The organism is Streptomyces sp. NPDC006012, assembly GCF_042871185.1.
Taxonomy (GTDB): domain Bacteria; phylum Actinomycetota; class Actinomycetes; order Streptomycetales; family Streptomycetaceae; genus Streptomyces.
This window is the reverse complement of sequence record NZ_JBIAIE010000001.1, coordinates 467,795-487,577: the sequence shown is the minus strand read 5'-3', so window position 1 is coordinate 487,577 and position 19,783 is coordinate 467,795. Positions and strand designations below refer to the sequence as shown.

The 19,783-nt window shown below is 71.2% G+C and carries 16 protein-coding genes and 2 tRNA genes; 7 read left to right on the top strand and 11 right to left on the bottom strand.

What is annotated here, in order from left to right; all coding sequences use genetic code 11:
• Positions 1–61: 61 nt before the first annotated feature.
• The 3 genes from ACFYPJ_RS02060 to ACFYPJ_RS02050 all read right to left on the bottom strand — a co-directional run bounded on the left by ACFYPJ_RS02060 (position 62) and on the right by ACFYPJ_RS02050 (position 2,875).
• A complete protein-coding gene (locus ACFYPJ_RS02060) occupies positions 62–667 on the bottom strand; it encodes an ATP-dependent Clp protease proteolytic subunit (protein WP_389010091.1) in 606 nt (201 codons plus the stop codon).
• A 566-nt stretch (positions 668–1,233) separates the two neighbouring features.
• Entirely contained in the window at positions 1,234–2,619 is a 1,386-nt protein-coding gene (gene tig, locus ACFYPJ_RS02055) for a trigger factor (RefSeq protein WP_389008990.1), read from the bottom strand.
• Positions 2,620–2,798: 179 nt separating this feature from the next.
• Positions 2,799–2,875, bottom strand: a tRNA-Pro gene (locus ACFYPJ_RS02050).
• Positions 2,876–3,039: 164 nt separating this feature from the next.
• On the opposite strand from ACFYPJ_RS02050, the gene ACFYPJ_RS02045 reads away from it, so the two are divergent.
• A tRNA-Gly gene (locus ACFYPJ_RS02045) sits at positions 3,040–3,110 on the top strand.
• Between the two features lie 257 nt (positions 3,111–3,367).
• On the opposite strand, the gene ACFYPJ_RS02040 is transcribed toward ACFYPJ_RS02045, so the two are convergent.
• Positions 3,368–3,562, bottom strand: a complete 195-nt coding sequence (locus tag ACFYPJ_RS02040) for a hypothetical protein (protein ID WP_389008987.1) — start codon at positions 3,560–3,562, stop codon at positions 3,368–3,370.
• Between the two features lie 483 nt (positions 3,563–4,045).
• Here ACFYPJ_RS02040 and ACFYPJ_RS02035 point away from each other — a divergent pair, with 483 nt between their 5' ends.
• Positions 4,046–5,158 (top strand): acyltransferase family protein, encoded by a 1,113-nt coding sequence (locus tag ACFYPJ_RS02035; RefSeq protein ID WP_389008984.1) that lies wholly within the window; start codon positions 4,046–4,048, stop codon positions 5,156–5,158.
• Between the two features lie 310 nt (positions 5,159–5,468).
• Here ACFYPJ_RS02035 and ACFYPJ_RS02030 read toward each other — a convergent pair whose 3' ends face one another.
• The gene (locus ACFYPJ_RS02030; RefSeq protein ID WP_389008982.1) at positions 5,469–5,927 is read right to left on the bottom strand and encodes an HD domain-containing protein; all 459 of its coding nucleotides are present in this window, start codon (positions 5,925–5,927) and stop codon (positions 5,469–5,471) included.
• Positions 5,928–5,948: 21 nt separating this feature from the next.
• The gene (locus ACFYPJ_RS02025; protein WP_389008979.1) at positions 5,949–7,127 is read right to left on the bottom strand and encodes a PP2C family protein-serine/threonine phosphatase; all 1,179 of its coding nucleotides are present in this window, start codon (positions 7,125–7,127) and stop codon (positions 5,949–5,951) included.
• A 163-nt stretch (positions 7,128–7,290) separates the two neighbouring features.
• Here ACFYPJ_RS02025 and ACFYPJ_RS02020 point away from each other — a divergent pair, with 163 nt between their 5' ends.
• Positions 7,291–8,547 carry a GNAT family N-acetyltransferase gene (locus ACFYPJ_RS02020; protein ID WP_389008976.1) on the top strand — a complete coding sequence of 419 codons (1,257 nt, stop codon included), beginning with the start codon at positions 7,291–7,293 and terminating at the stop codon, positions 8,545–8,547.
• A gap of 160 nt (positions 8,548–8,707) precedes the next feature.
• On the opposite strand, the gene ACFYPJ_RS02015 is transcribed toward ACFYPJ_RS02020, so the two are convergent.
• Both ACFYPJ_RS02015 and ACFYPJ_RS02010 read right to left on the bottom strand, forming a co-directional pair.
• Complete coding sequence (locus tag ACFYPJ_RS02015; RefSeq protein WP_389008974.1) at positions 8,708–9,517, bottom strand: Fpg/Nei family DNA glycosylase; 810 nt, start codon at positions 9,515–9,517, stop codon at positions 8,708–8,710.
• A gap of 69 nt (positions 9,518–9,586) precedes the next feature.
• Entirely contained in the window at positions 9,587–10,072 is a 486-nt protein-coding gene (locus ACFYPJ_RS02010) for a ribose-5-phosphate isomerase (protein WP_389008971.1), read from the bottom strand.
• Positions 10,073–10,279: 207 nt separating this feature from the next.
• On the opposite strand from ACFYPJ_RS02010, the gene ACFYPJ_RS02005 reads away from it, so the two are divergent.
• Positions 10,280–11,734 carry an amino acid permease gene (locus ACFYPJ_RS02005; RefSeq protein WP_389008968.1) on the top strand — a complete coding sequence of 485 codons (1,455 nt, stop codon included), beginning with the start codon at positions 10,280–10,282 and terminating at the stop codon, positions 11,732–11,734.
• Between the two features lie 366 nt (positions 11,735–12,100).
• Here ACFYPJ_RS02005 and ACFYPJ_RS02000 read toward each other — a convergent pair whose 3' ends face one another.
• A complete protein-coding gene (locus ACFYPJ_RS02000; protein WP_389008965.1) occupies positions 12,101–12,682 on the bottom strand; it encodes a biotin transporter BioY in 582 nt (193 codons plus the stop codon).
• A 292-nt stretch (positions 12,683–12,974) separates the two neighbouring features.
• On the opposite strand from ACFYPJ_RS02000, the gene ACFYPJ_RS01995 reads away from it, so the two are divergent.
• Positions 12,975–13,616, top strand: a complete 642-nt coding sequence (locus tag ACFYPJ_RS01995; protein ID WP_389008963.1) for a superoxide dismutase — start codon at positions 12,975–12,977, stop codon at positions 13,614–13,616.
• 148 nt (positions 13,617–13,764) lie between these two features.
• Here ACFYPJ_RS01995 and ACFYPJ_RS01990 read toward each other — a convergent pair whose 3' ends face one another.
• A complete protein-coding gene (locus ACFYPJ_RS01990) occupies positions 13,765–14,409 on the bottom strand; it encodes a DsbA family protein (RefSeq protein ID WP_389008960.1) in 645 nt (214 codons plus the stop codon).
• Positions 14,410–14,560: 151 nt separating this feature from the next.
• On the opposite strand from ACFYPJ_RS01990, the gene pepN reads away from it, so the two are divergent.
• Together pepN and ACFYPJ_RS01980 are read left to right on the top strand one after the other, a co-directional pair.
• Entirely contained in the window at positions 14,561–17,155 is a 2,595-nt protein-coding gene (pepN, locus tag ACFYPJ_RS01985; RefSeq protein ID WP_389010088.1) for an aminopeptidase N, read from the top strand.
• A gap of 178 nt (positions 17,156–17,333) precedes the next feature.
• Entirely contained in the window at positions 17,334–18,374 is a 1,041-nt protein-coding gene (locus ACFYPJ_RS01980; RefSeq protein ID WP_389008957.1) for a hypothetical protein, read from the top strand.
• A gap of 152 nt (positions 18,375–18,526) precedes the next feature.
• Here ACFYPJ_RS01980 and ACFYPJ_RS01975 read toward each other — a convergent pair whose 3' ends face one another.
• Positions 18,527–19,723, bottom strand: coding sequence for a glycosyltransferase (locus ACFYPJ_RS01975; RefSeq protein WP_389010085.1), 1,197 nt, complete (start codon positions 19,721–19,723; stop codon positions 18,527–18,529).
• Positions 19,724–19,783: the final 60 nt, after the last annotated feature.

Below are 19,783 nucleotides of genomic sequence, written 5' to 3'. Positions count from 1 at the left end.
CACCGTCCTGGTGGCGTTCTGGGGGCTGGAGTCTCGGCGGTGCGTGGCGTGGCCGGGCCGGTCAGGCACCGGTGCCGCCGCCTCCCGGAACACCGGAGGCATGCGTGATGATCTCGTCGATGAGACCGTACTCCTTGGCCTCCTCGGGCGTGAACCAGCGGTCGCGGTCGCCGTCCCGGATGATCGTTTCCACGGTCTGGCCGGAGTGCAGCGCGGTCAGCTCGGACATGCGCTTCTTCGTACGCATCAGGTACTCGGCCTGGATCTTGATGTCCGAGACGGTGCCGCCGAGGCCCGCGGAGCCCTGGTGCATCATGATGTCGGCGTGGGGCAGCGCGAAGCGCTTGCCCGCGGCGCCGCCGGTCAGCAGGAACTGGCCCATCGAGGCCGCCATGCCCATGGCGATGGTGACCACGTCGTTCGGGATGTACTGCATGGTGTCGTAGATCGCCATGCCGGCCGTCACCGAGCCGCCGGGGCTGTTGATGTAGAGGAAGACGTCCTTGGCCGGATCGGCGGCCAGGAGCAGCAGCTGCGCGGTGATCTTGTTCGCGATGTCGTCGTCGACCTGCTGGCCGAGGAAGATGATCCGCTCGCCGAGCAGCCGGTTGTAGACCTGGTCGCCGAGGCCGCCACCGATGGAAGGCTCGCCGGCGGCGGAGGGCATCAGATTCGTCACGTATCCACCTGCTCGTCTTACGACGGCGCCGGGCCGTCTCACGTGTCCTGCGTAATCCTGCGTAATCCTGCCGGGGGCTTCGGGAGACTCCCCTGCCCTCGTATTCATGGACCCTAACGCGCGGGTCCCGTCGGGGAATCCCGTGGACGGGGGTGTTCGCCGGGGGCGTAGCGGGGTGGCTCCGCCGGTTGGGGGTGGGCTGGGGCTGCCGGTCCCGGGGCGGTGCGGCTGGGGTGGGGGTGACGCGGTTGGTTCGGGAGTGGTGGGGGGTGCGGGCGGGTGGGGGCCGGGTGCCCGGTCCCCCGCGCCTCTGGGTGGGCTGCGTGCCCCCTGAGTGGGCCGCATGGGCCAGCGGGCGGGGAGGGACCCTGGGGCGCTGCCTGGGCCGGGTGTGCGCAAGCGGGCCGTGGAGGGCCGGGGAAGGGTGCACGGGGGCCCGTACGGGCGTGGGTGCGGAGCAGCCCGTGGGCACCCCGGGGGTGGGACGGAGGGGGCCCCGGGGAAAAGGTTCCCAGGGGCCCGCTCGGGGTGCTGCCGGTGCTGTGCGGTGAGGGTCAGGCCTCGGGCTTGTCCTCGGCCGACGCCTCGGCCTGCTCCGCGGAGTCCGCTGCCTCGTCGCCGTCCTCGTCCTCGTCGTCCAGGTCGACGACCTCGCCGTTGGTGTCCTTCACCGTGGCCGCCTCGACCACGATGGCCAGGGCCTTGCCGCGGGCGACCTCGCCGACCAGGAGCGGGACCTGACCGCCCTCGACGACGGCCTGGGCGAACTGGTCGGGGGACATGCCGGAGGAGGCCGCGCGCCGCATGAGGTGCTCGGTCAGCTCCTCCTGGTTGACGTTGAGCTTCTCCAGCTTGACCAGCTCGTCGAGGACGAACTGGGTCTTGATGCCCTTGACCGCGGCCTCGTGGGTCTCGGTCTCGAACTCCTCGGCGGTCTTGCCCTGGAGCTCCAGGTACTTGTCGAGGGTCAGGCCCATCTGGGCGAGCTGGTGGTGCTCCAGGTTGTGCTTGCGGGTGTTGACCTCGTCTTCGAGCAGCTTCTCGGGGACCGGGACCTCGACCAGCTCCAGCAGCTTGTCCAGCACGCGCTCCTGGGCCTGCGTGGCCTGGTCGTACTGCTTCATGTTCGCGAGACGCTTGCGGCTGTCCGCCCGCATCTCCTCCAGGGTGTCGAACTCGGAGGCGAGCTGCGCGAACTCGTCGTCCAGCTCCGGCAGTTCGCGGGCGGCGACCTCGCTGACCTTGACGGTGACCTCGGCCTCCTTGCCCGCCGCGGAGCCGCCCTTCAGCTCGGAGGTGAAGGTGGCCTCGCCACCGGCCTCAAGGCCCTTGACCGCGTCGTCGATGCCGTCCAGCAGCTCACCGGAGCCGATGGTGTAGGAGACGCCGCTGGCGACGCCGTCCTCCAGGACCTCGTCGTCGACCTTGGCCTCCAGGTCGAGGGTGACGACGTCCCCGTCCTCGGCGGCCCGCTCGACCGGTGTGGTGGAGGCGAAGCGCTCACGGAGCTGCTCGACCGACTTGTCGACGTCCTCGTCGGTGACCTCGATGGCGTCGACCTCGACCTCGATACCGCTGTAGTCCGGCAGTTCCAGGGCCGGACGGATGTCGACCTCGGCGGTGAAGTTCAGCGTCTCGCCGTCCTTCAGCTCGGTGATGTCGACCTCGGGCTGGCCCAACGGGTTCAGCTCGGCCTCGTTGACCGCCTCCGTGTAGAACTTCGGGAGCGCGTCGTTGACGGCCTCCTCCAGCACGGCGCCGCGGCCGAACCGCTGGTCGATGACGCGGGCCGGGATCTTGCCCTTGCGGAAGCCCTTCACCGTGACCTGCTGGTTGATCTTCTTGTACGCCGCGTCGAGGCTGTCCTTGAGCTCCTCGAAGGGCACCTCGACAGTGAGCCGAACCCGGGTCGGGTTCAGGGTCTCCACGGCGCTCTTCACGGTTCGGTCTCCTTGTGGCTGACTTCTCGGGTTCTGCCGGAGCCACGCAGGTCCGGCGGATTTCGCCGCCCGGAGGAGTTCGTAGGCCGAGTGGGCCGGGACACACGGGCGCGCAGCTTGCATAGTAGCCGCAGCCGGTCAGCGCCCCAAAAGGCGATCACGAGGATGCCCTCGGTCGGTGGTCGGGGTGGCGGGATTTGAACCCACGGCCTTCCGCTCCCAAAGCGGACGCGCTACCAAGCTGCGCCACACCCCGTGCTGGTGCGACACGTAGGGTACATGCCCGAACCGGATACGTCGGCCGGTTTCCCGGCCGACCTCGCCGCGGCATACCCGCAGACCAACACGTTGGCCTACGCGACGTGCGACCCGCTACGATGCTGCTTGTGCCGCGGTCCTCCGACCAGCGGCACATGGTGTGCGGGCGTAGCTCAATGGTAGAGCCCTAGTCTTCCAAACTAGCTACGCGGGTTCGATTCCCGTCGCCCGCTCTGTATGACTGAGGCCCAGGTGAGAGGTTGTTTCCTCGCCCTGGGCCTCAGTGCGTGAATCGGCCCGGGGCGGCGCCGCTCAGTGGCGCCGGTCGGCCCACGGCCGCGTCCGGGGAGCGCGGGTCGCCCGCCCGGCAGGCCACGTCCTGGGCTCGCGGGTGCCGGCCGGGCGGATGGCGGGGACGGCCGGGGCCTCGGGCACCCGGGCGCACCGGCCGGAAACCGTCCCCGCGTTCCGGGCGGGACGCCCCGGCCGCTCAGAAACTGATCGAGTTGATCGTCTGGGCTATCGAGTCGAGGAAGCGCTGGATGGACGGGGCCATGCCGCTCGATGCCAGGAAGAAGCCGAAGAGTATGGCGACGACGGCGGGTCCGGCCTTGATGTTCCCCCCTCGGATCAACACCACGAGGATGATCGCCAACAGCAGCACCACGGACAGTGAAATGGCCACACTGATCACACCTTCGGTCGGTCCGCTCTCCCGGCCCGGGGATGCTGCCTCGCGCCCCCGCCAGAACCATCGTGCCACCAACCCGGCCACTGTATGCGGCACGTGACGCATCATCGACCGCACGGCAACTGGGGAGTTGGGCCCACAGGGCACCCCGTACAGCAATTCGAGGGCGCACCCGCGCGGGCTTCGACGGATTGTTCCGGGCCTTCCAACAGGCAATCACAGGGCGCCGTTTCGCCGATCACACAGCATGTTCACAGGTAATTCGAATTTCCGGAGTTCTTCACCAAGAGAAGGGCCATATGCGGCAATTAGTCTGGATGAATCGGTACATTGAGGACGGCTGCCGGTCGCAGATGTGCTCATCATCACGCCGCCAGAAAGACCGAGTTCGGCAATTCAACGGGTAACTGAAGCCCTGACCTGGGGAATTCATGGGGAGTTTTACGTAAACCCAGGGACAACGCTAGGGTTCCTCAGATGTTTGACGCCGCTCCGTCCCCCGGCCAGAACCGAAAACTGCTCCTCCCGGCACAGACGCCGCGCGACGGAACGCCCGGCACGCCCTCCCCGGCGGGCAGACCCGGCAAGCAGCGCGACGCGTTCTTCGACAACGCCAAGTACCTGGCGATCGTCCTCGTGGCCATCGGCCACGCGTGGGAGCCGCTGAAGGGCGACAGCCGCGTGCTGCAGGGCGCGTACATGATCGTGTACGCCTTCCACATGCCGGCGTTCATCATCATCTCCGGCTTCTTCTCGCGCAGCTTCGACATGCGCCCGGACCGGCTCCAGCGCCTCATCACCGGCGTCGCCGTGCCGTACGTCGTCTTCGAGACCGCCTACCCGCTGTTCAAGCGGTACGTGGACCACTCCCCCGACCAGGAGATCAGCCTCCTCGATCCCTGGTACCTCACCTGGTTCCTGTGCGCGCTGTTCATCTGGCGCCTGACGACGCCGATCTGGAAGGTGATCCGCTGGCCGCTTCCGGTGGCGTTCGGCATCGCGATGCTGGCGACCGTCTCCCCGAGCATCGGTGACGACCTGGATCTCCAGCGGGTGCTGCAGTTCCTGCCGTACTTCGTGCTGGGCCTGTGCCTGAAGCCGGAACACTTCGAGCTGATGCGGCATCGCTGGCTGCGGATCGCCGCCGTGCCGGTGTTCGCCGCCGCGCTGGTCTTCGGCTGGTGGGTCGTGCCGCGCATGCGGGCCGCGTGGTTCTACCACCGGGACTCGGCGCAGGAACTGGGCATGCCGTGGTGGTGCGGTCCGCTCATGGTGCTCGCCCTGTTCGGCTGCTCGCTGGTGCTGACCGCCTGCTTCTACGCCCTGGTGCCGCGCCGCACCATGTGGTTCACCGCGCTCGGCGCGGGCACGCTGTACGGCTATCTGCTGCACGGCTTCCTGGTCAAACTCGCTGACTACCAGGGCTGGTTGGAGGCCGCGTGGCTGCACCGCCCGCTGGGCGAGATCCTGGTGACCGTGGTCGCGGGCACCGTTGTCACGCTGCTGTGCACACCGCCCGTGCGGCGGGTGTTCCGATGTGTGATCGAGCCGAGGATGCAGTGGGCGTTCCGACGGGGCGGGGCCGCGTAGGCGCTCCGCTGAGAGGTCGTTCAGCTGCCTCTCCCCGCGCCCCGGGGAGAGGCAGTGGCCCGCCGTGGGGGCCGCGGGCCAGCAGGCCGGCACGGCGCCCGGGGCCGCCTGCGGCTCGCCGGACTCCGTCCGGCCCGGCCCCGGCGGACATCGTCGTCCGGCTGCGGGAGCGTCGTGGCCGAGCGCGCAGTTCCCCGCGCCCCTGAAGTGCAGTTCCCCACGCCTCTGAAGTGCAGTTCCCCACGTCTCTGGAAAAGGGGCTGTCCCGCCGGCCTTGGAAGGGCCGCTCCCGGTGGGGCCGGGTACCCGGTCAGGTACGCAGGCCCAGGAGTGTGCGCATTTTTGTGTACTTCTGGGTCAGGCGGGTCCTGGTGGGGGTGTCCAGGGCGGCCAGGCGGGCCGGGGCCGTGTTGTGGGACAGGTCGGCCTCCTTCACCAGCAGGGCGCCCGGGGTGTCGAGGATGCGGCGGGCGTACGCCTCCGGTTCCTCGTCGGGGTGCTTGGTGACGGCCAGCACGATGGCCTTGGTGCGGCCGCTCAGCGCGGCGCCGGCCAGCCACTCGTGGCTCAGAGCGGCGTCCTCGACGGCGTCGTGCAGCCAGGCCGCCGCGATCTGGTCGGGATCGCCGCCGCGGGCCCGTACGCCCTCCGCGACAGCCTGGAGGTGCTCGGCGTAGGGCCGTCCCGCCTTGTCCGTCCGGCCCGCGTGGGCGGCGCGGGCGATGGCCTCCACCTCGGCCGGGGTGAGCGTGGGGTGCGGTTCGGTCATGGCTCCTGTTTCCCCGGCGGCTCAGCGGAGCAGGGGGGCCGACGGGCCCTCCCGGCAGATCAGCAGCAGGGCGCGGTCGTCGTTGACGTCCTTGGCCACCGCCTCGATCAGGTGCCAGGCGGCCCCGTGGAAGCCGCCGGCGACATAGCGGTCGGCCTCGCCGGTGAGGCGGTCCATGCCCTCGACGATGTCCCGGTCGGAGGTCTCGACCAGGCCGTCCGTGAACAGCATCAGCACGTCCCCAGGACGCAGCGAGCCCTTCGTGGGGTCGAACTGGGCACCGTCGTACACCCCGAGCAGCGGTCCCTCCGCGGCCTTCTCCTCCCAGCGGCCGGTGCCCGCGCTGAGCTGGAGGCCCGGCGGATGACCGGCGGAGTACAGCTCGTAGTCCCCGGAGTCGAGGTCCAGGACCAGATGGATCGAGGTGGCGAAGCCCTCGTCCCAGTCCTGGCGGAGCAGGTAGCCATTGGCGGCCGGGAGGAAGGCGTGCGGCGGCAGCGAGCCCAGCAGGCCGCCGAAGGCGCCGGACAGCAGCAGCGCGCGGGACGCCGCGTCCATGCCCTTGCCGGACACGTCGGTGAGCACGACCTCCAGGGTGCGCCCGCCGTTCGTGCGGGCCGCGACCACGAAGTCGCCGGAGAAGGACTGGCCGCCCGCGGGCCGCAGCGCCATCTCCCGGTGCCAGCCCTGCGGCAGCTTCGGCAGCTTGCTCTGCACCCGGATCCGTTCGCGCAGGTCGAACAGCATGGTGCCGCCGCGCCGCCAGGGCACGCCCACCCGGCTGCGGAACTGGGCGGTGAGCAGCCCGAAGAAACCGCAGGCCGCGACCACCAGGACCACGCCGGGGGTGACCCGGGACGGGCCCTCGGTGTACGGCCCGAGCCGCACCGATTCCACGATCAGCGCCGTGGCCGCCGCCGCGTACAGGCCGAGCAGGCTCGCCGGGCGCAGCAGCAGCCCGCCCACGATGACGGGGAGCACCAGGGCGCCCGGCGCGAACCACACCGAGTTCGCCAGTGTCACGGCCGCGAGCACCGGCACGGTCAGCAGCAGTCCGACCAGCGCGATCCAGTCGGATCCGTCGCCGCGGAAGTAGTCCACGGCGCTTCGGCGCACGCCTACGCGGGCCCGGTGCCACTGCATCCGCAACCGGGCCGTGAAGGTCTCTGCCTTCCCGCGCCGCTCTCGTCCTGCTGCCATTATTTCGGGACCCTATCCATCCGGGCAGTCGCTTGGCACGGGAGGTCCCACTTGTCCCCCGTCCGAGGCTCAACTAGACAGTGAACTTCACGGAACGCTGTCGCGCTGCCACCTGGCGGAAATTCGTTCGCCCCGTCCCGCAATGCGCTGATACGCATGGTTCATGGCGACTGACCTTGCACGGAACGGCCACGGGATCGAGCTGCGGACGGTGCGTCCCGATGAGCTGGACGTGTGGTACGACAATCTGATCCGCGCCTTCGGTGGTGTGCCGGAAGCGGCCGAGGAACGACAGCTGTACCTGGAGCTGATCGAACCGGACCGCGCCATCGGCACCTGGGACGGGGACGCGTGCGTGGGGACGGCGGGCGCGTTCGCCTTCCGGCTGACCGTGCCCGGCGGGGCCCCGGTGCGGGCCGCCGGCGTCACCATGGTCAGTGTGGCCGCCACCCATCGGCGGCGCGGGGTGCTCACGTCGATGATGCGGCGGCAGCTGGACGACGTACGGTCCTGGGGCTGGCCGCTGGCCGTGCTGACGGCGTCGGAACCAGCCATCTACGGGCGGTTCGGGTACGGCGCGGCGACGTTCCACGCGGGCGCGGACATCGACACCGACCGGGTGCGGCTCGCGCTGCCGCCCGGCACCGACGACGTACGGCTCCGGTACGCCGCGCCGGCCGATGTGCTCGACGTCTGCGAGGCGCTGTACGCCCGGCAGGTGCCGCTGCGCCCGGGGATGATCGCGCGACTGCCGGGGTGGGAGCGGGTCGCGCTGCTCGATCCGGAGAGCGAGCGGTCCGGCGCCTCGCCGTTGCAGTGCGTGGTGGCCGAGCGGGACGGCGAGCCGGTCGGGTACGCGCGCTTCCGGGTCAAGCCGGACTGGGACCAGGCCGGACCGACGGGCACGGTGGTGCTGGAGGATCTTCAGACGCTGGACCCGGCCGCGCACGCGGCGGTGTGGCGGTTCCTGTTCGACATCGATCTGACCTCGACGCTCACTGCGCGGGGGCGCCCGCTGGACGAGGGCTGGCAGCACTTGGTGTCGGACATCCGCCGCTGCGGGATCAAGCCGCGGGACGGGCTGTACGTACGGCTCGTGGAGGTCGGCGCGGCGCTGGAGGCGCGGACGTACCAGGCGCCGGTGGACGTCGTGTTCGAGGTGGAGGACGCCTTCTGCCCGTGGAACGCGGGGCGTTGGCGGCTGACCGGGAACGCGAAGGGCGCGTCGTGCGCGCGTACCGAGGACGCGGCCGACCTGGCGCTGTCGGTACGGGAGTTGGGGGCCGCGTATCTGGGCGGTGTGTCGCTGTCGTCGCTGGCGGCGGCGGGGCGGGTGCGGGAGCTGCGGCGGGGGACGCTGACGGAGGCGTCGGTGGCGTTCGGCTCGCCGGTCGCGCCGTGGCTGCCGCACGGGTTCTAGGCGGTCCGGGGAGCGCGCCTTCCGGTGGCCCGGGAAGCGCACCGTCCGGAGGTCCGGGGAGCGCACTGCCCTGCGGTCCGGGGACCGTGCCGTCCGGCGGTCCGGGGGGATCGCCGGGCGGGCGGCTGCGGCGAGGGGACCGTCCGGGCGGGCGGCGGGGTCAGGTCCGCTGGCAGGTGGGGCACCAGAAGAGGTTGCGGGCGGTGAGAGAGGCCGTGCGGATCGGGGTGCCGCAGAGGTGGCAGGGCTGGTCGGCGCGGCGGTAGACGTACACCTCGCCGCCGTGGTCGTCGACGCGGGGCGGCCGGCCCATGGCCTCGGGGGTGTGCTCGGGGCGGACGGTGTCGATCCGGTTGTGCCGGACGCCCTCCCGCATCAGCGCGGCGAGGTCGGCCCAGATCGCGTCCCATTCGGCGGGGGTGAGGTCGCGGCCCGCGCGGTAGGGGTCGATGCCGTGCCGGAAGAGGACTTCGGCGCGGTAGACGTTGCCGACGCCGGCGATGACCTTCTGGTCCATGAGAAGGGCGGCGACCGAGGTACGGCTGCGCCGGATGCGGGCGTAGGCGGTGGCCGGGTCGGGGTCCTCGCGCAGCGGGTCCGGGCCGAGGCGCGCGTGTACCGCCTGTTTCTCGGCGTCGGCGATCAGGGCGCAGGTGGTGGGGCCGCGCAGGTCGACGTACCCGGTGGGGCCTGCGAGGCGGAGGCGGACCGTGTCGGTGGGCGGCGGGGCCGGGGCGTCGCCGAAGGTCACCTTGCCGAAGAGACCGAGATGGATGTGGATCCACTCGGCGTCCCGGAAGCACAGGAAGAGGTGCTTGCCGTGCGCCTCGGTGCGGGTGAGGGCGGCGCCGTCGAGGAGTGCGGCGGCCGCGGAGAACTTGCCCTGGGGGCTGGTGACCCGTGTCGCCCGGCCGAAGAAGCGGGTGCCGTAGTCCAGCGCGAGCCGGTGAATCGTGTGCCCTTCCGGCACCTGGCGTCATTCCTCTCCGCCGTCCGCCCGTCCGGGAGCTGCGGACGGACGGGACCGGACGAACCGTGGCTACTGCTGCGGGTGGTGGGCCGGGATCGGCGGCAGGTCGCCCGTGGTCTCGTAGTCCGACAGCATGTCGATGCGGCGGATGTGACGCTCGTCACCGGAGAACGGGGTGTTGAGGAAGGTCTCGACGAACCTCGTCGCGTCCTCCTCCGAGTGCATGCGCGCGCCCACGGCCACGACGTTGGCGTCGTTGTGCTGCCGGCCCAGGGAGGCGGTCTCCTCGCTCCAGGCGAGGGCCGCGCGTACGCCCTTGACCTTGTTCGCGGCGATCTGCTCGCCGTTCCCGGAGCCGCCGATCACGATGCCGAGGGCGTCGGGGTCCGCGGCCGTCCGCTGCGCGGCGCGGAGACAGAAGGGCGGGTAGTCGTCCTGGGCGTCGTAGATGTGGGGGCCGCAGTCGACGGGGTCGTGACCGGCTGTCTTCAGCCATTCGACGAGATGGTTCTTGAGTTCGTAGCCCGCATGGTCCGAGCCGAGATACACGCGCATGGCAAGCAGTGTGACACGGGCACGACCACGGGGCAGCTTTGGGCTCTGAATAGGGAAAAGGCAAGTAAACCCATGGAACCTCAAGGAAACCTCAAGTAACGATCTGGATTCGACGGCTTCGGAATCTGTTGGCCTCCGATTCACTGGACCGGCTCGTACATCTCCCCGTACGAGCATCCGCACACCCAGCGCAAAGGAATCCCCTTCATGGCTTCACAGCCGCCCCACTCCCCCTCCGGAGACCCCGGCACCGGGCTCCAGGCCGGGCTCAAAAACCGCCATCTTTCGATGATCGCCATCGGCGGCGTCATCGGAGCCGGCTTGTTCGTCGGGTCCAGCACCGGTATCGCCACCGCCGGTCCCGGCATCCTCCTGTCGTACGCCCTCGTCGGCACACTCGTCGTCCTCGTGATGCGGATGCTCGGCGAGATGTCCGTCGCCAACCCCGCCTCCGGTTCCTTCTCCGCGCACGCCGACCGGGCGCTCGGGCGCTGGGCCGGTTTCTCCATCGGCTGGCTCTACTGGTTCTTCTGGGTCGTCGTGCTGGCGGTGGAGGCCACCGCCGGGGCCACGATCCTGGAATCGTGGGTCCCCGCGATCCCGCAGTGGGGCTGGGCACTGATCGTGATGGTGGTGCTCACCGCGACCAACCTGGTCTCGGTCGGCTCCTACGGTGAGTTCGAGTTCTGGTTCGCCGGGATCAAGGTCGTGGCGATCGGCGCGTTCATCGTGATCGGCCTGCTCGCCCTCTTCGGCGTGCTGCCCGGTGTGGACACCGACAAGGCGGCGTTCGGCAACCTCACCGGCCACGGCGGTTTCCTGCCCAACGGTCCCGGCACCATCCTCACCGGCGTGCTGCTCGTGGTGTTCTCCTTCATGGGCAGCGAGATCGCGACGCTGGCCGCGGGCGAGTCGGAGGACCCGCGGCGGGCGGTCACCAAGTCGACCAACAGCATCATCTGGCGTATCGGCGTCTTCTACCTGGGCTCGATCTTCGTGATCGTCTGCCTGCTGCCGTGGAACGACCCGTCGATAGCGAAGGACGGCTCGTACGTCGCCGCCCTCGGCTCGCTCGGCATCCCGCACGCCGGTCAGATCATGAACGTCGTCGTGCTGACCTCGGTGCTGTCGTGTCTCAACTCGGGCCTGTACACGGCCTCCCGGATGGCCTTCTCGCTGGGCCAGCGCGGTGACGCGCCGAAGGCGTTCACGCGGACCACGTCCCGTGGCGTGCCGATGATCGCGACCGTCGCGTCCGTGGTGTTCGGCTTCGTCGCCGTCTTCTTCAACTACCGGTTCCCGGACTCGGTCTTCCTCTTCCTGGTCAACTCCAGTGGCGCGGTGGCCCTGTTCGTCTGGCTGGTGATCTGCTTCTCGCAGCTGCGGATGCGGAAGATCATCCAGCGCGAGTCGCCGGAGAAGCTGGTCGTGAAGATGTGGCTGTACCCGTACCTGACCTGGGCCACCGCCGCGCTGATCGTGTTCGTGCTCGGCTACATGCTCACCGACACCAAGGGCGAGAGCAGCGGCCGGACGACCATTCTGCTGTCGCTGCTGGTCGCGGCGGTCGTCGTGGCCATCGCGGTGGTGCGGCAGCGGGTCCTGGGCAGCCGCACCGACACGGCCGAGGAGAGCGAGACGGACCGGGTGCCGGTCGGCTGAGCCGGGTACCGGCCAGCCGGCTCTGACGCCGGCCAGCCGGGCCGCGACGACGCTGCTTCCCGACCCGGGCACGCGCCTGGCTCACCAGGCCAGGAGGCGAAAAGGCGCCACGAGGTGAAGGGGAGCCCCGAGGCCGAAAGGCCGAAGGGTAGAAAGCCGAAGGGGCGAGAGCCCGGGAAAAAGAGGCAGCGAGCGGCAAAGACGCAGGGATTCGGAAAGAGGCTCGTCGGGCGCGTGGCGCCCGGCGAGCCTCTGCCGTTGTGCGGTGGCCGAGGACCCACGGCCGGTGTGCGCTCGGCGCCGAGCCGGTCGCCGTCCCGGTGCGGGAGGGGTCCTGCGCCGAAGGGGTCTCGGTGCGGGACGCGGTCAGCGCTTGTCGACGAGCTTCCAGGCGGTGGGCAGGAGGCCCATGGCCAGCGCGGCCTTCAGGGCGTCGCCGATCAGGAACGGCGTGAGGCCGGCGGCGATCGCGGCGGTGGCGGACATGCCGGTGGCGAGGGCCAGGTAGGGGACGCCGATGGCGTAGATGATCGCCTCGCCCAGGATCATCGTGCCCGCGGTGCGCAGCACCGAGCGGTCGGCGCCGCGGCGGGCCAGCGCGCCCACCACGGAGGCGGCCAGCAGCATGCCGAAGACGTAGCCGAGGGACGGGGCCGCCGTGCCCGCGCCGCCGCCCGCGAACCACGGCACGCCCGCCATGCCCGCGATCGCGTACAGCGCGAGGGAGAGGAAGCCGCGGCCGGCCCCGAGCGTGGTGCCGACGAGCAGGGCGGCGAAGGTCTGCCCGGTCACCGGGACCGGGGAGCCCGGCACGGGCACCGAGAGCTGGGCCGCGAGGCCGGTGAGCGCGGCTCCGCCGAGCACGAGGGCGACATCGCGCACACGGGAGGCGGGCAGCAGGTCGGCGAGGACGGCACCGGAACGGGGGCCGGCGGTGGCGGTGCTCATGAGGACTCCGCGGGTGTGGGCAGGCTGGGACACCGTGACGCTATACCGCCTGGTCGGGACGTTCACCGTCAGTGCTCGACAAAGGCTGAAACGGCGGGCTGGTCGGCTCCATACAAAGGGTGCTGATTACACCCCGTGCGAGGTGACAACGGTCACGGAGGGCGCGATACCTGGCTCACTCCACCGCCCGGCGCATCGGACGCCACCTGTGACCACACACCCACGGAGGTCTTTTTGTTGCTAGCGTGTAGTTGCAAGCTCTTTGCAATAAGAGGTTCGAAGGGGACCGCCCATGCCCGTCTACACGCTTCCTGAACTGCCCTACGACTACTCCGCGCTGGCCCCGGTGATCAGCCCCGAGATCATCGAGCTGCACCACGACAAGCACCACGCGGCCTATGTGAAGGGCGCCAACGACACGCTGGAGCAGCTCGCCGAGGCGCGCGACAAGGAGCAGTGGGGCGCGCTGAACGGTCTGGAGAAGAACCTGGCCTTCCACCTCTCCGGACACATCCTGCATTCGATCTACTGGCACAACATGACCGGCGAGGGCGGCGGCGAACCGCTGGCCGCGGACGGTGTGGGCGCACTGGCGGACGCGATCACCGAGTCGTTCGGCTCGTTCGCCGGATTCAAGGCCCAGCTGTCCAAGGCCGCGGCCACCACGCAGGGCTCCGGCTGGGGCGTGCTGGCGTACGAGCCGCTGAGCGGCCGGCTGATCGTCGAGCAGGTCTACGACCACCAGGGCAACGTGGGCCAGGGCGCGACCCCGATCCTGGTCTTCGACGCCTGGGAGCACGCCTTCTACCTGCAGTACCGCAACCAGAAGGTGGACTTCATCGAGGCGATGTGGCAGGTCGTCGACTGGCAGGACGTTGCCCGGCGCCACGAGGCCGCCAAGTCCCGCGCGGACGTGTTCCTGCCGGCGCCGTGACGGCGCGCGCCCCGGGTCGTCCCGCCTCGTGATCGTCTTCTCACCCTTCACGCGGCGGGCGGAAAAAGGAACCGGCCCCGCGAGGACGTGACTCGCGGGGCCGGTGCCGTTCAGCGGGCGCGCGGGGTGAAGGCCGCGCCCGGGGAGATCAGAGGTTGCTGAAGTCGGGGCCCTTGGTACGGCTCCGCTTGATCTCGTAGAAGCCGGGCACGGAGGCCACGGCGAGGGTGCCGTCCCACAGCCGCAGGGCGTCGTCGCCCTTGGGGGCGGGGGTCACGACGGGACCGAAGAAGGCGATCTCCTTGCCGTCGGGGCCGGGCACGGCGATCACCGGGGTGCCGACCTCCTGGCCGACCTTCTCGATGCCCTCCTTGTGGGAGGCGCGCAGCTCGGTGTCGTAGGTGTCCTTGTCCGCGTACTCGATCAGGTCGGCGGGCAGGCCCGCGTCCGCGAGCGCGGCGGTGATGGCCTCGGGGTTCACCCCGAGGCCCTCGTTGTGGAAGCGGGTGCCGAGCGCGGTGTACAGCTTGCCGACCGCCTCGGCGCCGTGCAGCTGCTGAGCGGCGGCGACCACCCGGACCGGGCCCCAGGACTTGCCGCCGGGGCGCATGTTCTCGGCGTACTCCTCGGGCAGGGTGTCGAGCTTGTCCTCGTTCAGCACGGCGAGGCTCATCACGTGCCAGCGGACCTCGACGTCCCGCTGCTTCGCCACCTCCAGTACCCATCGGGAGGTCATCCAGGCCCAGGGGCACAGCGGGTCGAACCAGAAGTCGACGGGGGTCTTCTCAGCCATGGCACTCCTCGGGAATACGCGTTTCCCCGGCCAACGCGTCCGGTCGTTGCGTCATTCCCCTGCTGACCGCTGTCAGGGGCACATGGGAGGATCGGTGCTGTTGAACCCCAGCCGAACCATGCCGTACCACGACAACGAGGGAGTGCCGTCCGTGCCCGGTGAGAATCTGTCCCGCGACGAGGCCCGCGAGCGGGCCGCCCTGCTGTCCGTCGACGGGTACGAGGTGTCCCTGGACCTGCGGTCGGCCGTCGGCGCCGGGGACGGTGAGCCCCGCACCTTCCGCTCGGTCACCACGATCCGCTTCCGCTGCAACGAGCCCGGCGCGTCCAGCTTCGCCGACCTGATCGCACCGGCCGTGACCGCGCTCTCGCTCAACGGCCGGGACCTCGACCCCGGCGAGGTCTTCGACGGCTCCAGGATCGCGCTGGAGGACCTGGCCGCCGAGAACGAGCTGGTGGTGGACGCGCTCTGCGCCTACTCCCGCACCGGCGAGGGCATGCACCGCTTCGTCGACCCCGAGGACCGCGAGGTGTACCTGTACACCCAGTACGAACCGGCCGACGCCCGCCGGGTCTTCGCCAACTTCGAGCAGCCGGACCTCAAGGCCCCCTACCGGTTCGAGGTGCGGGCGCCGGAGGGCTGGACGGTGTGGAGCAACGGCGCCGGCGAACTCGTCGAAGGGGTGTGGCGGTTCGCCGAGACCAAGCCGATCTCGACGTACATCACCTGTGTGGTGGCGGGCCCGTACCACTATGTGACCGACGCCTACGAGCGGACCTTCGAGGACGGCACGCGGCTGCGCATCCCGCTGGGCGCGATGTGCCGCAAGGGCCTCGCCCCGCACTTCGACGCGGACGACGTCTTCCTGGTCACCAAGCAGGGGCTGGACTTCTTCCACGACCACTTCGACTACCCGTACCCGTTCGGGAAGTACGACCAGGCGTTCGTCCCGGAGTACAACCTCGGCGCGATGGAGAACCCGGGCCTGGTGACCTTCCGCGAGGAGTACGTCTTCCGCGGCAAGGTGACGCAGGCGTCCTACGAGGGCCGGGCCAACACCCTCCTGCACGAGATGGCGCACATGTGGTTCGGCGACCTGGTCACCATGGAGTGGTGGGACGACCTGTGGCTCAAGGAGTCCTTCGCGGACTTCATGGGCGCGTTCGCGAACGCCGGCGCGACCCGGTTCGAGAACGCCTGGATCACCTTCGCCAACCGCCGCAAGGCCTGGGCGTACCGCGCGGACCAACTGCCGTCCACACACCCGGTCACGGCGGACATCCGCGACCTCCAGGACGCCAAGCTCAACTTCGACGGCATCACCTACGCCAAGGGCGCGTCGGTGCTCAAGCAGCTCGTCGCGTACGTCGGGCAGGACGCCTTCCTGGAAGGGGCCCGGCGCTACTTCAAGCGGAACGCGTACGGCAACACCCGGCTCGGTGACCTGCTGTCGGTGCTGGAGGAGACCAGCGGCCGGGACATGGCGGCCTGGTCCCGGGCCTGGCTGCAGACGGCCGGGGTGAACTCGCTGACCCCGCAGGTCCTGCTGGACGCCGAGGGCCGGGTGAGCGAACTGGCCGTGCTCCAGGAGGCACCCGCGGCGCATCCGCAGCTGCGTCCGCACCGGGTGGCTGTGGGCCTGTACGGGCGCGGTCCGGAAGGGAACCTGGAGCGGTACGCGCGCGTGGAGACGGACGTCGACGGCCCGCGCACCCTCGTGCCGGAGCTGGCCGGTGCCGCGGCCCCGGAAGTGGTCCTGGTCAACGACGACGACCTGACGTACTGCAAGATGCGGCTGGACGCCACGTCCCTGGCCACCCTCCAGGACCACCTGGGCGCGCTGACCGACCCCCTGGCCCGCGCCCAGTGCTGGTCGGCGCTGTGGAACCTGACCCGGGACGGGCTGCTGCCGACGCGGGACTTCGTCGAGCTGGTGCTGCGCTTCGCGGGCCGCGAGAGCGAGATCGGCGTCGTGCAGATGCTGCACGCGTGGACGGGCTCGGCGCTGGTCCACTACGCGGCGCCCAAGTGGCGGGCGGCCGGCGAGCGGCTGGTCGCCGACCGGGCCCTCGACGAACTGCGGCGGGCCGAGCCGGGCAGCGAGCACCAGCTCGCCTGGGCCCGGTTCTTCGCGACGGTGGCGTCCGGTGAGCCGCACCTCGCGCTGCTGCGGGAGCTGCTGGACGGCACGGCCGTGATCGACGGGCTGGTGGTGGACCAGGAGCTGCGCTGGGCGTTCCTGGAGCCGCTGGCGGTCCACGGGGCGGCCGACGAGACCGCGCTCGCGGCGGAGCTGGCCCGCGACGACACCGCGTCCGGCAAGCGGCACCAGGTCCGCTGCCTGGCCGCCCGCCCCTCGGCCGCGGTCAAGGCCCAGGCGTGGGCGCAGGTGGTGGAGTCCGACGCGCTGTCCAACGCGCTGGTCGGGGCGACGATCGCCGGGTTCGCGCAGCCCTCGCAGCGGGAGCTGACGGCCCCGTACGCGCAGCAGTACTTCGCGGCGATCGAGCGGGTGTGGCGGGAGCGGTCGATCCAGATCGGCATGGACGTGGTCAGGGGGCTGTTCCCGGCCCACCAGGACTCGCCGGAGACGCTGGCGGCGGCGGACGCGTGGCTCGAAGCGCACCGGGAGGCGGCTCCCGCGCTGCGGCGGCTGGTGCTGGAGGCGCGGGACGACCTGGCGCGGGCGCTGCGTGCGCAGGCCTGCGACGCGGCTGCCTCTGGCCAAGGCTCGGCCCGTCCGTGACCGTTACGGAATTCGGTCAATAGGAGCCGTAACCCCTGGTCCGCACCCGAACGGACCAGGGGTTTTCCGTCGCTATTCGGCATCCGAACATTCGTCCTTTAGTGCCACCTTGTCCGTATTTGTCGACGAGTGTGTAACAGCGGTTAAGGGGCCCTCCGGGCGCGGGAACTTGGAGGGCATGACCCACAACACCCCGCTCTCCCCGCGCCCCCTCCACCACCTCGGCGGCGTCCACCACCGGGTACTGACCGTGGCCCGGCTGCGCAAGCACGGCATCTCGACGGCCGACGTGAACGAGCGGTGCCGCCCCGACGGCCCCTGGCAGCAGCTCCTGCCGGGCGTGGTCCTGCTCCACTCCGGGCCGCCGACCGGCGAGGAGCGGCTGCACGCCGTGCTGCTGTACGCGGCCCGCGTCCCGGCGGACGCCGCAGTGCCGCCGCAGCCCAGGCCCCCCGAGTCGCCCGCGGCCCGGTACCCGGAGGTGATGGTCACCGGCCTGGCCGCGCTGACCCTGCACGGCTTCGCCGCGACGCCGCCGCTGGCATCCCTGGACCGCATCGACGTCCTGGTCCCGCGGGCGCGCAGGCTGCGCTCGACGGGCCCGGCCCGCATCGTCCGCACACCGGTCCTGCCCGCTCCGCGGCAGTTGTCCGGCGTGCCGGTGGCGCCGGTGCCGCGGGCCGTGGCGGACGCGGTGGCGGACCTCTCGGACGCGGCCACGGTGCGCTGGCTGCTGTCCGAGGCGGTCAGGGCCGGCCACTGCGAACCGGCCGCGGTGGTACGGGAACTGAACCAGGCCAAGCTGCTGTCCCGGCCGCACGTGGTGGACGCGGTGGACTCCCTGCTGGCCGAGGGCCGGGCGTGCGCGGAGGACCGCCTCTACCGGATGGTGCGGGAGTACGGCCTGCCGGACCCGGTGTGGAACGTGGACCTGCGGCTGCCGGGCGGCCCGCACCTCGGCGGCCTGGACGCGTACTGGCCGGACCAGGCGGTGGCGGTGGAGCTGGACACCCGCGCCCCGCGCCAGGACGATGACGCCCTCTGGTCGGAGTACGCGCGCAAGCGCGAGCACCTGGAGCGCCTGGGCATCACCGTCGTGCACATCTCCCCCAGAAAGCTCCGGGAGTCGCTGGAGCAGCAGGCGACGGTGGTCCGCACCGCCCTGATGGCCTCCGGTGACCGCGACCCGGCCGCGTACGTCGTGGTCCTGCCGCGGTAGTGCCGCCCTGGGACGACCGGAGCGGAGTCCGTGAGCGGGGCGGAGCGGTCGTACCGCCCGGGGACGACCGGATTGGCGCCCAGGAGCGGGGCCGAGCCGCCGGGGCCCGGGCCGCGGGCCGGGCCCGGCCGCAGGGGTACCGGCGGCGCGCGTCAGGACGACTGCTGTGGTTCCCCGTGGCGGGAGGCGGGGCGGGTCACCCGGTCGAGCAGGGCCGCGTACGCCGCGATCATCCGGGTACGGCTGAACCGCTCCCGGCTGTGGGCCAGGGCCGGCGCGAGAGCGGCGCGGCCGGCGACCGCGCCGGACCAGGCCAGGGCGACGGCGCCCGGGTCCGGCGGGGTGACGAAGCCGTGCCCGGCAACGATGGCCGCGCTGTCGCCGACGTCGGTGGTCACCGGCACCGCCCCGCACATCATGCCCTCGATCAGACAGAGCGGCGCGGCCTCCCCGGCCGACGAGGTGAGCGCCACGACGTCGGCGGCGGCGTGGAGGGCCGCCATGTCCCGCCGTACACCGAGCAGGTGCACCCGCTCGGCGAGCGCCCGCTCCGCGCCGAAGGCGGCCTCGATGTCCGCCCGCAGGGCCGGGTTCTGCGCGGTCAGGCCGGCCCCGCACATCAGCACGTGCCCGCCGCCCTCGCGGCCCAGCCAGAGCCGGGCCGCGCGCAGCAGCAGCGGGACGTTCTTCATCGCGGCGTAGCGCGCGGCGAAGACGACCACCGGTGCCGCGGCCGGGATCATGAGCGAGCCCCGCACCCGCTGCCGCGCCTCGGCGTCCGGCCAGAACCGCAGCAGATCGACCCCGTTCGGGATGACGTGCAGCAGTGCCGCCGGGATCCCGGCGGCCCGATACGCGTCGCGGGTCGACTCGGCGCAGCACACGCACGCCGCGACCGTGCCGTCGGCGATGGCCGCCTTCAGCTCGTCCAGCGCCGCTCCCTGGTTCTCCGGGTCGGAGCGGTGCAGGCACACCACCACCGGGCGGCGCGGCAGCCCCGCCTGGTTGAGCAGGGCCAGCGGCTGTTCCTTCAGGGAGAGGATGACGTCCGCGCCCGCCATCGCCCTGGCGGTTTCCGCCAGCTCGGGCCCGCTGAAGACCTGCGCCGCGACGGTGCCGTCGACCAGGCCCGCGCTCCGGCCGAGCGAGGTGACCGGCACCCCGCCGGCCGTGAGCGCGCGATAGCAGGCGTCGTCCTCCATGCGCTGCGAGGTGGCCTCCCGGTGGACCTCGCCGTGGATGCTCAGCACCTGGTGGTGCTGCCCGCCGCCCTCCACGAGCCCCAGCAGGACATCGCTGTGGAGGATCCGGGCGCCGCCGGAGAAGAAACCCTCGTAGACCGAGAGCACACGCAGATCACGTATCGCGCGCACGCGACCACCCGCCTTGCACCTGATTCAAGCCATCCC